Source organism: Hymenobacter sp. UV11, assembly GCF_004684095.1.
GTDB lineage: Bacteria > Bacteroidota > Bacteroidia > Cytophagales > Hymenobacteraceae > Hymenobacter.
In genome coordinates this window covers 1-16698 of record NZ_SRII01000023.1, presented here as the reverse complement: position 1 = coordinate 16698, position 16698 = coordinate 1, and the positions used below count along the sequence as shown (strand labels likewise).

The window sequence follows — 16698 nt, the reverse complement described above, 5'->3', positions numbered from 1 at the left end:
CAGCGCCTGGGGCCCGGCTGCGGCCGAAAAGGAAGCACTCATGTGCGTGGAAGACAGAAGTAATAATTGGTCTGCTCTTAAAAGTCTAGCGAATAACTAGTTTGAGCTTGATGCAAAATTTCTTGGCTAACTAGAATTGGGTTGCCTTTATACCGTTTAAGAATCATTTCCAATCTATTTTCCAATTCATTTCCTTAATGAAATCTGGTATATCCTCCTTGAACTCAAGCCAGTAATCAAACCCGTCCAAATCTGTGGCTTGAGGGCTTGAATCTTCAATCAGAACATAGAAACCACCAGTATCTGCGGTATTATCGACAAATTCAACCGTCCATCCAAGGTGTTCGCCACCTACTATTTTGCCTTTTTTACCAAAAAAGAAAAGTGGCTCGCTCATTTTGTAATTGGAACGTGATTGTTTGTAAGAGCTTTTTTAACGCCTTCCCTGACTATCTCCAAATGTACGTGTGGAACGGATGGCTTATGCGTACCCAACAAAGAGTTCTTGTCTATGCGGAACTGGTTGAAAGTGCCATCGGCGTTGGGTTTAACACTCCTAAACGCACCAGAACCACTTGGAGTCAATTCTCTGGCGTTTTTCCCAACAAAAGTTTCTCCCGCTTGCAAAGCTTCTGATTCGGTTAGAGAGAGCTTGCTGTAATGCGTTCCTTTGACACTTTGCGTCTCTTTAATGGCTAGGTCACACGGCCCCGAATTGTGGACCAAGATAGCATTCTGGCCGACGAAATAGGTATGCAGCTCATCGACGGTGAAGTTGTACACCGTCACGTGCTCGGGCTTAAGTTCGATGCGGCGCAGCACATGGCGCTGCCCGTTCTGGCTGACCAGCGAGTCGCCCACGCGCAGCCGGCGCACGCGCACCCAGTGGCCGCGCACGTAGAAGGGGTGGTCGGAAGTGGTGCGGATAGCTTCCCCGGCAGCCGTGTGCAGTACGTAGACGGTGTCGCGCTCGTAGCGGAACAGGTGCGTGACCGGTCGCAAGGCCGTGGAGCGGGTGCGCTCGTTATAGGCCCATACCGAGTCGCCCACCTGAATGTGCTCAATGGGCTTGCGGCCAGCGCGGGTGCTCACGCCGGTGCCAGCGGTGAAGCAGCCACAGGGTGCTTTGGCGGCTCGGGCGCCGGCGCCAACTTCTGCCTCAGCAGCGGCGGCGCCCCCTTTCACGCGGTTAACGACCGCGCTAGTCAGCTTACCCGCCGCGTGCCCCGCCACGCCAATCGCGGCGCCAACGGCCGCATCTTTCGCCACCGAGCCGACGGTCACGGGCTTGCCATCGTAAACATTGCGCGCGATGCCGCCCGCCACGTTGCTAACCGCGCCGACGGCGCCGGACCGGATCAGACTAGTACCCGCAGTGAGGCCCGCCATCCCACCCGTGACGCCGCCCTGTAAAGCAGCTCCACCCACGGCGTGCCAGTCACTCACATGGCCCCCGTTTTGGTACATCTGGGTACCAGCTTCAATACCGCCCCCAATAATGGCCCCAATCGCCGCACCGGCCGCCGCCGCCACCAGTAAGGGCGGGAATTGGCCGTCGGGGTCGCTGTAGCGCACGGCATTGTCAAAGCCAAACTGATAGGGCGTCCAGTGTTCCTGCCCTTCCTCCACCATGGGGTCCACGACGTGCCAGCGGCCGAGCTGGTAGTCAAAGAAGCGGGCATCGTGGTGGTTCCAGTTCAGGCCCAGGTCCAACTGATTCTCCTTGCCGTTGAACTGGTAGTAGTTTTTCAGCCGCAGGCCGGGGGCAGCCCCGCTCACCCCGGCCAGGTCCAGGCCGTAGGGGTCGTATTGGTTTTCCTGCACTTGCAGGCCCTGGCGATGCTCGATGCGTACCTCGTCAAAGAAGACATCAGCGGCGCTCTCGTTGCCCACGTAGATGGTCACGTAGCCATCGCGGCGGATGCTGAGCGTGTCGTGCAGCACCTCGTAGTGCCCCAGCGCATTCGTGGAGAGCTGCAGCTTGCGCTGGTCCACGAGCACGGAGTCCTGGTTGAAGACCAGCACCCGCAGGTACCCCTTCGGCACCCCATCCGAGAGCTGGGAAACGGCCGTTAACGTGGCCGCGTTCAAGCCTATCTGCAGTAAGGGAAGCCCTCCGCGGCGGCTGCCATCAGTACTCGGCGGCGTGCCCGCGGGAGCGGGCTGCAAGAGGCTGGCCACGAAGGAGGCCAGCGAGAAGGCAAAGCTGGAGTTGTTGACTTTTTGGGGGTAGAGGCCCGGGGCGCTCACGCGCAAGCTGTCGCCCTTCTGCACCGTGAGCTGGATCAGGGGTCCCAGCGGCTGGCGGCTGGCGCCGCCCGCGTTAAGCTTGGCTGCGTACTGGCCCATCGCCCAGGATGTGGCCACCGCAATGGGAGACGAGACACTGAGGGAGTCAAACTGCTGGGTTTCGCGCTGGCGCGTGTTGTCATCCTGTTCCAGACTGGCCAGGTAGGTGCGGGTCTGGCCGGCGCGGTAGGCCAGGCGCAGGTTGCCCAGGTGGTCCTTGAAGGTGAACTCGCGCTGGTAGCTGACCGTGGGCTGGTGGGCGGCATCGTAGGAGACAAAGCGCAGCACACGCCCTTCCGCGTGGGGGAAGAACTTAAGGCTATCCTGCTCGTACTGGTAGGGCCCGAGGTAGTCCGTGCGCTGGGGGGTTGACTTGCCGGTCTGGTAAACGAGCTTGGCCACCTTCTGCCCGGCGGCCGAGTAGCGGAACACGACGCTGTCGCCCACGGCACCAAAGTGAATCTGCCGCGGTAGGTTCAGGTGGTTATAGAGAATACCCGTGATGCCCTTGTTCTTATCGGCCGTCAGGTTGCCGTTGGCATCGTAGCCATACTCTTGACTCTGGTGCACGCCTTGCTCCTGGAAGTCGCCGGCCAGCGACGTGGACGCCCCGTTGTAGTTCGCGGGCCGGGGCAGTTGGTTGCCGCTCACCGCATCGTCGACGGCTTGCAGGCGGTTGCCCTGGTAGGCGTAGGTGAGGTTATCCACCGCCCCGTACTGCTTGCCCGTGGCGTGGGTCGCATTCTTCAGCAAGCCTTGGCGGCGCAGGGTATTAATGTTACCGTTATCGTCGTAGCTGACGAAGGCCAGGCGGTAGTTATCCTGTTCCTGGTTCCAAGCCGTGGCCGAGGCCAGCGTGCCCGCGCTGCCCCCCGCCCGGGCCACGAAGTCGCCTTGCAACATGCGGTTGAGCGGGTCGTAGACGTAGCCGTAGGCGCGCTGCACCCCATCGCGCCCGCGCCAGGTCTGACCCGTTAGGTTGCCGTTGTACTGCTCGTAGCCCTTGGTGAAGCCCCTTTCGTAGTGTAAGCTCAGGTGGAAGAGGTCGTGCTTGGTCGGGTTGGGCGAATACGGGTCGTTGAGGCTGGTGAGCCAGCCGCGGATGTTATAGGCGTAGTCCACGTCCTGGCGCAGCCGACCCGTGGCCAGTGTCTTGCGCGTGACCTGCCCGAGTTCGTTGTATTGCACCGAGTCCAGCAGGGCCGGGCTCGCCTCGCCCGGTAGCTGCTGGCGACTGGTCAGTACGCGTCCGTCGTGGTCGTAGGTGAAGAACTCCTGCACCGTTAGGGGCTGGTAGTCTATCCCCTGGTGCTCGGCCACGCTCTGCACCACCTTGCCCGTAAAGTCGAGCTGGGTGGTGAGCCGGTCGTGGCCCCCGCGGGCGTTGAGGGTCTGCACCTGCACGGGCCGGGCCCGCTCGTCGTAGAAGGTCGTCGTCACAAGCCAGTCCACGCCGGGGTCACTGGCGGGACGATTGAGCACCCGCGTGCGGGTCTGGGTCACCAGGCCCGTGGTGCGCAGCGCATCGGGCACGGGAGCCTGCCCGGCGGGGAAGGCGAAGTCCGAGCCCGTGTCGTAGCTGGCCTCGGCCACCCCTTGCGCATCGTTGTCAAAGTTATAGTCGTCGTATGCCGTCACGCTCAGCACCTGCCCGGCCCCGAAGCCCTGCTGGCCCAGTTGGGGGAAGCTCTGGTCGGTCGTGTAGAACTGCGGGTAGCGGCTCGCATTGGTTGTCCGCTGCTCGTACTGATGGTTGGTGGCCGTGTCGGCGGTAGCGATAGCCTGCAGGCTAACCTGGCCGAGGGTGTCACCCCGCGTGACCAGGCCACTGAGGATGATGCGGCCCAGCGCATCGTACTTGGTCCAGCTCCACTCCTGCCGGGTGCGCTGCTGCGCATCCTGACTGAGCACCGGCCGGTCGAGCTGGTCGTAGACCACCAGCGTTTCGCCGTCCTGGCCCGGCACCTGCTTGGCGATTTGCCGCCCCCGCCCGTCGTAGCGGTAGTGAAATAGAAACGGCTGCACCGCCTGGGGCGGGTAGGCGGCGCGGGAGTGGTAGAGGGCTTGCACCTCGCTGCCCGCCAGGGTCCGGTTGTAGAGCCGAACCTCGTCGTAGAGCTCATCGCCGGCCAAGCCTAGTTCAAAGCCCAGCACTAGTTCCGGCCAGGCCTGGGGCAGGCTCATCCCCGCCTGGGAGACCAGGGGTTGCCCGTTCTTGTAAATGGTCCCGACCCCGTGGTCGAACGTAAAGACGAAGTGCTGCCAGACATTCAGCTCTACCGTATTGGGGGTGGCGAAATAAATGCTCGTGGCTAGGTCGGTGCCCACGTAGAGGGCCCCAGCGCTCGTCGTAACAAACAGGAACGAACCCCAGCCCCCACCCGTCCCTTGGCTGTAATTAAAGCGGCTGGTGGGCCGCAGCCAGAAGGAGAGGGTAAAGGCCGGGGTGCCCGCCGGCCAGTTCAGCGGCACGTGCAAAGACTGCGTAGCCCGCAGGGACAGGGCGCCCCGGCCGTCCGCGCCCGCCGTGGGCAGCCAGGCGCCCGCCCCCGTCAGGGTGCCGGGGTGGCCCTGGCCGGAGTAGTCCGTGGCCCGCGTACCCCCGGGCTCATCTAGGGGCAGCCAAAGCTGCAGGCCGGCCGTGGGCGCGGGGCTGCCTATACCTGGGATCGTAGCCATCACTTGCTTGGTAGCCTCGGGCTGGAGCACGAAGCGCAGGTGGCCGAAGTCGTCGTACACGTAGGCCGTGCGCAGCCAGCGGCTGCTGCCCGCGCCCCCCGCCCGGGCGGCCTCCACCTGCTTGAGCACCAGCTGGCCCAGCTTGTCCTTCCACTCGATCGTGCGGTAGCCCCCCCCCCCTGTCGCTGGCCCCTGGGCATCGGTGCCCTCGGTGCCCCAGAGCTCGCCCAGGGCGTAGAAGCCCTGGTAGCCGGGGTCGAGGCTGCGCGGGTCGTAGCCGGGGGTGAAGCGCAGCACCGAGTCGGCGGCCGAGTTGGGCCGCTCCCGCCGGCCGAGCACGTGCCCACCGGCCAGTTGCCAGGCCTCGCCGGCAGCGCCCTGCTGCAGGACCCGGTTCAGGGGCGAGGCCTCAAACAGGGTTTCGGCGTAGGCCACCCCCGTGCGGGCCACGCCGGTGGCGGGGTCCTGGGGACTGGGCGGCCCGGTGAGGCTGCGGTGGTAAAAGTCCTGCTGCTCGCTCAGGGCCTGGTAGTGGTAGCCCACGCCGGCCACGGGGTTACCGGCCACGGGCGCGGTATCCGCCGCGTAGGGCAGGTACTGGCGGGGCTCGCGGCCCAGCCCGTCGTAGGCCTGGGGCTGCACCAGGTCGCGGTACTGGGGCGAGGCGCCGTGGCGCACAGTCTGGATAGGCCGGCCCAGCCCGTCCAGGTATTGGGTGGTGCGCTGGGCCACGTCGACGGACCAGCCGGGCGGGGCATCGGCGGCGGGCGCAGTGCGCAGCGGGGCCAGGGCGGAGCCGGGAATGACCACGGGCTCGGCCCCGGCGGGCGTGCCGGGCGGCAGCCAGCCCACGGCCACGTTGTCGCCCCCGTAGCCCTGCTTGTGCAGCACTTCGAGGTAGTAGCGCTGGCCGGCCACCAGGGTAATCGGGACCGAATACTGCTGGTCCGGATACCAGTGCCAGCCGTGGGAGGGGGTGTAGCCCGGCACGTAGGCACGACGCACCTGATGGGCGGGCAGTGAGTCGGGGCTGAGCCAGAACTCGCTGTTGTCGTCACCGGCGATGGCGAAGACGTAGTCCCCACTCTGGGGCGCCACTAGGTAGCCGCGGGTGCGGTCGCCGTAGTTGAACTGATTGTCGTCGGTGGGGCCTTCGAGGCTGCTCAGGTAGCCCGTGCTGGTGGGGGGCAGGTAGGTGGGAATCCCGCTCACCTCACTACCTGCTACCCCGTCCCACTGCTCGCGCAGGATGACCCCGGTGGCGGCGGGGGCGGGGGGCGGGGGGGCTTGGGGCTGCAGGGCCACGCGCGGCACCCAGGTGCGCACGAAGTTGACGTCCGCCGGGGCAACAGCTTGCGCGTCGGGCGCCGGGGCGAGGGCGGCCAGGGCCCCGCCCTGGTTAGTGTCGTCGGGCAGGTTGCGGGGCAAGCCGCGGGGCTGCACGTCCAGGTAATGGGGGTGGGAGTACAGGGTTAGGTCCGTCACCCAGTCGTTGGTGGCCCGGCAGCGGTAGTAGCCGGCCTGGGCGGCCGTAACGGGCCCCCAGGTGAGTACGGCTTGGGTCTGACCCGGCAAGTCGACCCAGCGCCCGGCCACCTGACGCTGCCACTGGTAGTGGGTACGGGTGCCGCCCAGGGCCTGGTCCTGACTGGCGTCGAAGCGCGGGGCCTGGCCCAGGGTTACCACCAGCGTGTCGGCTGGCAGAACCCGCTCGGACTGGGGCAGGTAGGAGGAGCCTAGGGCGGTGCGCAGATGCCCTGGCCCGTCGAAATAGGGTTCCAGGGTGCCAAAGCTGAACTGGTTGAACTGCAGATTCAACCCCAGCGTCCCAATGTTGGGGATGAGGGCCGGATCGGGCAGCGTGGTAAAGCTGTTGGGATTACTATAGCCGAAGCTGGAGCCTCCTAAGGCCAGGCCCGTTAGATTAGGGAGCCGTAGAATTTCCGCTGGCACCGCCCCACTCAAACTAGCATCGTCGAGGTAGAGTGCTTGTAAGTTGTGGAGTTGACCCCATTCTTTCGGAATGAAGCCCGTGTGCGGTCCCATCCCAATGCCCAGCACGGTCAGATTGCTCAACCGACCTATTTCCGGGGGCAGATTACCCGAAAATAAATTGCCATAGCCCTCTAACACCTGGCCCACCCGGTAGTAGTTATCCAGACTTAATTCAATAAGCTGGGTCAGGTTACCCAATTCGGGGGGGAGGACTCCGTCAAGGTGATTATTCTCCAGCTGTAAGTGCTGCAGGGCCTGCATATTACCTAGTTCAGGAGGAATACTCCCCTCAAGGGCCGTAAACCCGATGTGCAGGGTCGTCAGGTGCTGCAGCTGCCCCAGTTCCTTGGGTAATTTCCCGCCCAGGGCGGGAAATTGCGGGCCGTAGATGTGGTTGCGCTCAATATGCAGGTATTGCAGGCCCGTTAGCAAGCCTAGTTCCGGCGGCAGCGTGCCGCCAATGCCGTTGTTGAAAAAGTCAATGACTATAACATCCCCGTTGGCTGTGGCTAGGCCTGCCCAGGTTCCTACCTGGGCCATGGTAGCCCGGGCCCAGGCCGAGTCGGTAGCCGGCCAATTGGTGCGGTTAAACCAGTGATCGCCCTGGGTACTGCGATAGAAGGCGTGCAGGGCCCGTAGTTCGGTTGAGTCGGCCACTAGGCCCTGGCCGGCGGGGATGGTCTGCGCCTGGCCACCATACGGACCCAGCAGGAGCCCTAGCAGCAGCAGGATGAGCGGCAAGGGGGAAAAGGCAGCAGTAGAGGTCCGGCGCATACGCAGGGGAAAGGCAAAAGCGGGAAAAGGGAGGGGGTAGGCGGGCGTTTACTTGGTGCCGGCGTAGTGGTATTGCTGCTGGGAGAGAATGCGCCCCTGCTCGTCGCGCGTGCGAATCAGCCGGCCCAGCGCGTCGTATTCGTAGGTCACGGTGCGGCCCGTGGGGTCGGTCTGGCTGGTTATCCCTATTAGCGGGTCATGGGTGTAAGTAGTCAGCTGCGCGCCCACCGGATGCAGCCGCAACTCATCTAGCAGTAGCGGCGTTCCACCTGGGGCTATATCAAGATTGACTTGCCCCGTGCTGGTGAAGTGCACCCGGCCTCTGTACTGGTGCCAGTCCCCGGGGGCCGTAGCAACGGGCTGTAAGCTAGCGCCTACGACCACCCCCCCAGTAACTTGTAGCGCTGGAGGTAGCGCTCCCTGTACCCAGCACCCCAACTCATAATCTCCCGCAGGCAGTTGCCCGCGCGAGACGCTGGCCGTGCCGTCGAGCCGGTAGGCCCAATGTCCGGTCCGACTGGCCGTACTCACGCGGTGGGTACCCGTAGAATCGTAGCGCCAGCGGCCGGTGCCGGCCGGCTCGAAGCTGGTCACCGCGATGCGCTCGCGCGGGGCATTCGGTGCACGCGCAATCAGGTGGTGCTGGTCGTAGCCCCAGAGGTAGCTGGCGGGAGACTGGGCCAGTAGGTGCTGCTCCGCGACTTCCCCCGTCCCGTAGTACAGGTAACTAGCCCGGGGCCGGTATGCCGCTTCACCAGTGAGCGCAAGGAACGCGCCACTGCTGTTTTGTGGCTCCATGACGAGCAAGCGAGGCGCAGGTAGCTCGGCCTGCCAAGCGCGCGTGGGGGCCAGGCCCCCACTGCTAGTGGCCGCGTATGCCATCAGACTTCCCCCCGTCCACTGGCTCGGCTGCCCCGCCGCGGGTTGCTGCCACTGCTGCGTTTCTAACGGCACGGTTAACAACTGCTGCTGCAGCAGCAGCGCGGCTGCTGGAACGGTAGAGGCGTAATCGCCGGCATATTTGAAGCGCTGACGGGTGTAGACTCCCGCCCCCGTCATGCGCGCTTCCCAAACCGGCTGCTGATGCTCTAGGCTGCCGTAGCGCCAACGCGTGGTAGTCGCTAGCGATGTCGTATCCACCTGGCTGTAGTTTCGTTCCGTGCGCTGCACCAACGGACTCCAAAAGGATTGCGTGGTGTACTGCGTAGTCTTGATTGCCCGACAGGGATAGGCGTTCGTGGAATCTGCTTCGCCAAAATCACCGCCAACCAGCAAGTTGTCGACCCGGCACACCACACTATCGGCATACGTATTATCCACGCGCTGCACGAGGCGGCAAGCCGTCCGCTGCCACGGATTACTACCCTCTTGCACCCGCCAGCGCAAGGTGCGCAGCAGGCGGCCGTTTTGCTCAAAGAAATTGTATCGGGCCGTGTAGGCAGGGTATACGCTGGTGTTATCGCCTAGCGAGGCGAAGTTCGGGGCGTCGTTCACGAAAACGCTCTGCTCCTTGAGCACCTGTCCCTGACTACGTTGCAGAACCGTCACCGTATCGTAGCCGACATCGGCGGCGGCAGTCGTGCCGGCTGCCCCCAGTACATCCAGCGCGGAACGCTGTAAAAAGCGTTCGTGTACCCAATCCTGCCCAAATGTACCACTTGGAGTCTTCGTCCACTTATCTATCCATGAGGCGAAGGCCATATCGTGCGAATGTCGGCCAGTAGACTGCGTATTCTCCTCGTTATGGTAGTAGTACTCCTTTTCCTGGTCGCGCTGATGGTCCACGCCGTCATAAGTCGTGATGCGCTTGATACGGGTGCCGCCCCCTAATTTGCCTCGAAAGGCCAGGGCCTGGCGTTTTTCGTAGCTAAAGCTCAAACCAAACTGTACAAAACGGGGTGTCGTCAACTCGATAGCCAACGAGTACGTACCAGCCGCTAGGTAAGCTGAGATGGGCAGGGGTTTATTCTGCCTATCCGTAGCAAAATGAATGGAAGGACAAGTGCTGCACGTTCCCAGCGAATCCGTTAGTATACCATCGACGTCCAGGTCCGTCAGGGGGGCTCCCGTATTGTCTGAACTCACTTCCCAAGTAAACGTGACTTGTTGCGCATGTGATAAGCGGAACGTCGTTGCCGCCCGTAACTGCCCACAATTTGGTAGGTTACTATTATCGGGGTCCGGGTTGCTTACGCAGACGGCTGCTTGCTGGGTAGGTAAAGTTAGGTAGAACTCCTCTGAGTTGACGTTGCGAAAATCGTTGCTTTCGTATGCGTAGTCAGTTTGCCCGCCAGTGGGGTACACAATGCGCCGAAGTAGACCAAACGTGACGCATTGCGTATTTACCTCCCGATTGGCACCAGGCAGATTTACTGCGATGTCTTTGTAGGCGAGAAAAGGCAGCTTGTTGGGCTGCCCGTTGAAGTAACCCCAGCGGTCAATTGAAGGGCTGCCTGGGGCGATACTCACGCTCGTGCCGACGCTAGAAACTTGTAAAAAATCAGTCGTATTGTAGAAGAACTGATAAGGTGGCATGGTGAGTCGGCTGGCGGGGGCATAACCAGTTTCCGTCACCTGCTGCAACGCGAGTCGCGCATCCGGATAGGCGTAGGTGAGGCGGAAGCTTTTGAAGCGTAGACTATCAGGCACGTACTTGATGTGCACGGAATCCAGCTGTCGCAGGCCGGCCCCATCAGCGCGGCCGGCGGAGCTGAAGAAGTCCAGTCGGGTTGACCCGTTACTGACGCGTCGCAGATACTTCCCGCGGATATAGGTTCCCGGTCGCTCGGAGAAGTAGGGTAAGTGGATATTCTCACTGCTACATTCGGCGCTGTATAAATCGGTGCTGCCGCAGCTATGATACCAGGTGCCCGTCGTAGCAGTTGGCAGCGGCTGCACGTAGGCTGGGCCCGGATAATTTGGCGGATAGTCGTAGGAGGACTCGTAGTCACCATACTGAAAACTTACCCGCTCCTGAAAACGGGTAGTAATGGAAGTTAGATACCAGGCGGAGGCCCCGAGGGGCGGCCCACCTGGCATCAACGGCTGGGAGAATTCCGTGGTCGCGAAACGGTAAGCCGTGCCATCCGGGGTCGTGAACTGCCAGCCATCATTACCCGCCAGCGCCTCAATACGTAGTGGTTGTAGGGTAAGCAGATGTGGCACACCTTGTTGGTCAAGGACGAAGGAGCCGGAATACGAGAGAAAGTTAAACGAATACAAGTCGGCTTGCGTGTCCATGCGGCCCGCTAGTATCTCCTGCACGTAGTGGTAGCTGGGGGAGCCCGGCGTGCGGGCGATACCACACTCATCTGGAATCTGGGCGGGCGGGCGAGGTGCCCCGTTGGTGAAGCCGTCCTTTGCCCCGTCAAAAATACCCCGGCATACGTGCGTAACGACCCCGCCTGTCGACAGTGACCAGCCGAGGCCAACCCAGGTCGCCTTTTGATCCAGACGGACGCCGCCGCCATGGTATTGCAACTTGACGGGCACTTCCACATTACTGGTTCGCAGGGTATAGAGGGGGATTTCGATAGCAGGTACTCCCGTGTACAGACTCACTGGGGTATCACCATAGCGGCCGAGGCTAGCGGCCTCTGGTGATAGCGGGAGTAAGTTCCGGTTGGCCAGCACCAGCGGGAAGGATGGTGAAGATTGGGCCAGCGCAAGGGAGTAGCAATTGATTAGCAGGCCTAGCAACAGATTGCTACGCCAGATTTGACGAAGTCGAATAGCGAATCGAAGCATGCGGAAGACTAAGTGAAAAGAAGAGATGTTACAAGCAGCTCGTGCCTTCGCGTAGACAAAAAGTGGGAGCTAACAGGCAGATGTTTAGTCGTAGTAGATAGCTATAGGACTTACGCACAACGTTTGCCCTTGCGAACAACGTGAAGCAATCGCCCCAGCACGAATCGTTCGGGTAACGTTCTGGGACGATTGCCGCGCTCTATTGCGTTGCGCTCGTAATGACACAATTGCCCCAGGTGGTAATTGCTCCAGGAAGGAGTAACCTCGATTATAAATCCCATAACCATACCCAAAGGCGCGAGCGGTAGAAGGCAAGGTGCTGGCAGGGCTAAATGCCACGAACAGCAAATAGTGATGCAAGTATAAGCAGAATTCTTGCAGTCTACTAATACCAATGAACTTAATCATTGCTGCCTACTATTAATAGTACTACCTGCTATTTATACTGGGTGGTATGGTCCAACAAGGGGCGCCTTTCTGACGCATCGTTTTTCGCCTTGCTGAGCCCCCAAGGCGAGCTAGAAATGCGCTTGCGCTTGACTTTCTGAGCCAACTCGTTGGGAAGGCACTTTCTGAGCCACTTCCTAAGCTGCTCTGTAGCCAGCAATGCATTGTTTGCAGCATCCATTCTAGCTAGTGCGCCAAGCGAAATCACCTTCTACTAGAGCTTACCGCTTGTATTTGATTTCGCAGTCAATCAGGTCATAGGCAAGCCCCAGTTTCTCAGCCGCTTCCTCAGCGCACTGGCTGAAGGCCGTCAACAATTTATCCCGCACAGGCTGCGACGTCACCCAGGTGCGGAAGCGCTGACTAAGCTGGGGCGACATTAAAAAGGGGCCGTGGAAGTACTTATCCCGAAAAATAGACTCGCTATGATAATAGACCTCTTCGCCTAGTAAGGCCCAAACCTCGGGGGCCGTGGCGGCTTCCCAGTGCTGAAGCAACTCGTCAAAGTGGGGGTAGATGCCGGCCAAGGCGGTGAAGTAATCTCGAAACTGCCAGGCCTCGCTGATCAATACGACGTCCCACAAAGCAAGCAAATACTGCTCGATGGCCTCGATTTCCAGCGGCGGCCACGTGCGCCAATGGCCATAGTCTAATTTGCTAAAGACAATATATTCCTCGTACGGGGCTCGAAAGGCCGCCGTAAGCTCAAAGAGGCGGGGTAAAAAGTGTTTGAAGTCCTCAACCGTGCCCCACGTGGTCATCGCCTTGCCAGCGTACCGGCCCAAATCCTGTTCGGTCAGTTCGCGCAAGGCCCGGTGCGTTACCTGCCCTTTGTCCGCCACTGATACGCAGCAAGGACAACCGTCCAGTGATGTGAGCGGGTAAGCCCCGAACGTCACGTACAAGCGATCGACCGCCTGCTGCAGCACAATATGGGGCGAAGGAGATAGGGCGGACATCGCAGAACGGAGTAGACTATTCGCCGAAAATACGTCTCCTTGAACAGTGCCTTTCCCGCCGTTTACTTTTAACAGTTCATACCCTTCTCCAGAACGCAGCAAAGTCGCGAGCCCTCCAAAAAACGCTCCTATAATGGACACCAATTTTGTAGTCAATAGGTGCGTCATACTTTAAAGAATTAGGTTATCTAAGCACCAAAAGTGTAGTCGATGCACACCAAAAATGTAGTTGATTAAAATGGCAAATATGGCGTTTCCAACTTCCAGAGCCATATTTATCATAACTCGCCAATAACAGTATGAATTTGGGCCATATGTAAACTACTTGTGTTTGAACCTCTCGCTTCGACATACTTTAAAAGCCTAAAAAACTGCTCAAACTAGTAGTTTACTTTTATAAAGATTATAGTAGTTTACAGGTGCCATAACTATCTGTCAGATAATACTATACGGGGTGTATCGACTACACTTTTGGGGTGTATCGACTACACTTTTGGGGTGTATCGACTACACTTTTGGGGTGTATCGACTACACTTTTGGGGTTAAAACGCCTTTTATCGACTACACTTTTGGGGTGTATCGACTCATATTTTAAAAAATGTAGTCGATAGTGAAAAATGCTCTTATCTTTGGCTTCTACTCCATGCGGCCCCTTGTATGCCTGATGCCAATCCTATGACTGCTCACCCATTGGTGGTGCAGCACAATGCATTAGTCAATGCTCGGTTCGACCTGAGCACTACTGAAGCGCGGATGTTTCTGGCTATGTTGTCGCATATAAAGCGCGATGATACCACTTTCGCTAAGTGCGAATTGAGTGTGCGTGAACTTTTAGATCAAGGAGCTAGCCAGAACTACGGGCATGTGCGCAAAGTATTAGAAAAGTTTGCCAGTCGACTGATAACGATTGAAACACTAGGTGCTGGGGGAAAGCGTCTGAAGCAACGTAAGTATTCAGCCATGCCACTGCTAGCACGAGCCGATTACCTAGAAGGTGAAGGCTTGATAGTGCTGCGGTTCAATGACGAATTACACGATTACTTACTAGAGTTGCGCGACAACTTTACCAAAGCTCAACTTACAGAATTAATCAAGCTTAAGGGCGGTCCCTCCTATCGCATCTATTGGCTGCTACGTGAGTATGGCAGCTTTGGTAAGCGCGTTATTGCCCTGGATGAACTGAAGGCTATCCTCGGCTTAAGTGAGGGATACGACCGTTTCAATAATTTTCGCATTCGGGTACTAGAGCGTGCTAGGGAGGAATTGGCGCAAACTGACCTGCCTTTCACGTATTCTACTGTCAGTAAGGGAAGAACAGTAACTCATATAGAGTTCTTTTTTGAGCCTATAGGCGCAGCTAGTGCTTCGTCAACGTTACTTGCCACTCCTAAAACTGAGTGGGAAACGGCTCTATTAGCAGTAGGAGTATCACCGAGTAGCCTGACAGGAATCCAAGCTCGGTTAGCTGCAGGAGACTATGATGAAGGCTACATACGTTATGTATTAGCCATAGTAAAAGAACAAACCCGCTTGGGTAAAATAAAGCGTCCAGCTGGTGCTGTATTTCGAGCCTTGACCGACGGGTATCTACTGGTTGATTACCGGAAGACGCAGGGAACACCTGCTCCCGTAGCGAGCGTCAAGTCAAGTGCGGTCCTCGCTAAACAGCGTAAAAAACTTACTGACGAACTAACTGATGCGCGCAATAGTCTACAGTTTTTCCAGACTTCCCTGCTATATACAGACGAGACTCGGCCAACGCTGGTAGCACAGGTGACAGCAAAAATTGCCGAATTAGAGAAGCAGTTACAAGAAGTAGGAAATTAGAGCCGTTGGCAACCAATCTTATAGAAGCGCTATTATTTCTAGCATTGCTAGAAATAATAGCGCTTCTGACTTTCCTAGTAATGCTAACGTTTCTAAGACTTCTATGACTGTTTGCGAGGCGGGTCATTACAGAAGTTATGACATAACTTGCAGCGCTAGTACTGCTAGCACTACTGTTATGAAGTCCCCACTATCGACATCCGCAAAAAGTAGAAAAGCCACTCTGCCTAAAGTTATTGCTGTCGCTAATAACAAGGGAGGGGTAGGAAAAACAGCTTCAGCAGCAGCCATCGCTGGAGAGCTTGCTTATCAAGGGCGGCATGTACTTGCGCTAGATCTTGACCCGCAGGCAGGTAATTTAACGGCCGTACTATACCAGCGAAGCTATCGAGGTAATACCTTGCTCTCTGTGCTGCTAGGAGATGAAGCGCTAGAAGATATAATTGTCGAGACTAAGGAACTGGGCCTACACTTAATACCAGCCTCAATTCAACTGCTGAGTCAGGAATCACGGTTACAACGCATTCCAGGGTATCATGGATTGTTACGCAAATTGCTGCCTAAGCTCAATGCGTATGATTATGTGGTAATCGATTGCCCACCATCCTTAGGTGACCTAACTAGTTTAGCGCTAACTGCTGCTGATGTATATGTTATCCCATGTCAAGCTGAGCAGCTAGCCTTCGATGGCTTACATGATATGGTAAGAGCAGCCGGCGTAGTGCGTGAAAATCTTAATGCCGAACTAGTACTAGGTGGTATCTTCTTTACTACTTACCATCCTAATCAGCGCGGAGCACTCAATCATGGAACAGTCGAGGCTACTCGTCGCATATACGGGGAGGAAGCACTATTACCTCATATCCGTAAGGACATGGCTGTACCTATGTCACAGGCTACTCAGCAGAGCGTACGAGCCTACGAGGCTACAAGTCGGGCAGCACAAGATTATCAGCTACTTACTCAAGCTATTTTAAAACTCCTATGAAAAAGCCTACGAAGAGCATGGCCGATATGATGATGCAATCGGTAGCAGCTTCTCAACAACCTGTTGTCCCAGCCACACATTCAACACCTTCAAATGCAGATGATAAGCTTGTCGCTTTTGGGCAGCGTATCAAAGCATCTCATAAGGAACAGTTAAAACGATTATCGTTCTGGAGCCGTCGAAACGAGCGATTAATTCTAGAGCGTGCATTGACAGAATTCTTTGATCGACAAGACCCAGAATTATTGCGTCCTATTCCCGAAGATGAATGAATATCTGATAGGTAACTAATTAAAAATCAAATTGGTATAAAATAGTATTCCGCGTAACACTCAGCCTTTATACCATTATAAGCTACTTAATGCACAGTGAGTTAGGGGGGTATTTATCATAATACACGTTATACCCCCGGTTTGCCGCTATGGCTCCGCCTCCCGTCCCTGCCGTGAATACTGCTGTCCCGTACCGTCCCTTTTTGTTCGCACATCTTGTCTCGGCTCTAGTGGGAGCCGTCCTATGGGGGGGATGCAACATGAGCGACGAGGCAGAGCAGCTAAGCGGCGGCTACCTCTACCGTGACGAAGGACCAGATACCAAAGAACTCTTGTCAGGCCGAGCCGGGATGGCTTCTATCCACGGCAGAGTCGTGCGTTACCGCTATAACGACAACTTTATCGTGGCTGTCCAATGCCCGGTGTATGCCGAATACCGCGACGGGGTGGGATTTGAATTGCGGGAAGACTTGCGGAAGTACCCCACTAATTCGGCGGCAGAAATTGCGGCCAGCGAACGGGTCGCCGATAGTCTGCTGACCCACGACCAGCAGTACCAAGCCATTTTGAGGTGGTCGGGTGAATCAGGAGAGAATTGGGTGCTAAATTCCCAACTCCATGGAAAAAGCCCCTCCCACGAAACGGCCGCGGTATGATGCGGCCTTCCGCGCCGAAGCCCTGCGTTTAGCTAGCGAAAGCCGCTCCACGCTGGCCGCCGCC

7 protein-coding genes are annotated in these 16698 nt (G+C 58.1%); 3 read left to right on the top strand and 4 right to left on the bottom strand.

Annotated features, from left to right (window positions below):
• Nucleotides 1-163: 163 nt before the first annotated feature.
• From E4631_RS24305 to E4631_RS24290, 4 genes are all read right to left on the bottom strand, one after another.
• Nucleotides 164-397 (bottom strand): hypothetical protein, encoded by a 234-nt coding sequence (locus E4631_RS24305; protein WP_133655952.1) that lies wholly within the window; start codon nucleotides 395-397, stop codon nucleotides 164-166.
• Nucleotides 394-7737, bottom strand: coding sequence for a polymorphic toxin-type HINT domain-containing protein (locus tag E4631_RS24300; RefSeq protein ID WP_133655953.1), 7344 nt, complete (start codon nucleotides 7735-7737; stop codon nucleotides 394-396). The genes E4631_RS24305 and E4631_RS24300 overlap by 4 nt, the downstream gene beginning before the upstream one ends.
• A gap of 48 nt (nucleotides 7738-7785) precedes the next feature.
• Nucleotides 7786-11484: an RHS repeat domain-containing protein gene (locus E4631_RS24295; protein ID WP_133655954.1), complete on the bottom strand. Its 3699-nt coding sequence runs from the start codon at nucleotides 11482-11484 to the stop codon at nucleotides 7786-7788.
• Nucleotides 11485-12152: 668 nt separating this feature from the next.
• The gene (locus tag E4631_RS24290; RefSeq protein WP_133655955.1) at nucleotides 12153-13058 is read right to left on the bottom strand and encodes a hypothetical protein; all 906 of its coding nucleotides are present in this window, start codon (nucleotides 13056-13058) and stop codon (nucleotides 12153-12155) included.
• 490 nt (nucleotides 13059-13548) lie between these two features.
• Here E4631_RS24290 and E4631_RS24285 point away from each other — a divergent pair, with 490 nt between their 5' ends.
• The 3 genes from E4631_RS24285 (at nucleotide 13549) to E4631_RS24275 (ending at nucleotide 15978) form a co-directional block, all read left to right on the top strand.
• Nucleotides 13549-14718 (top strand): replication initiation protein, encoded by a 1170-nt coding sequence (locus E4631_RS24285; protein ID WP_133655956.1) that lies wholly within the window; start codon nucleotides 13549-13551, stop codon nucleotides 14716-14718.
• A 178-nt stretch (nucleotides 14719-14896) separates the two neighbouring features.
• A complete protein-coding gene (locus tag E4631_RS24280; RefSeq protein ID WP_166647949.1) occupies nucleotides 14897-15706 on the top strand; it encodes a ParA family protein in 810 nt (269 codons plus the stop codon).
• Nucleotides 15703-15978 carry a hypothetical protein gene (locus E4631_RS24275; RefSeq protein WP_133655958.1) on the top strand — a complete coding sequence of 92 codons (276 nt, stop codon included), beginning with the start codon at nucleotides 15703-15705 and terminating at the stop codon, nucleotides 15976-15978. Before E4631_RS24280 ends, E4631_RS24275 begins: the two co-directional genes overlap by 4 nt.
• Nucleotides 15979-16698: the final 720 nt, after the last annotated feature.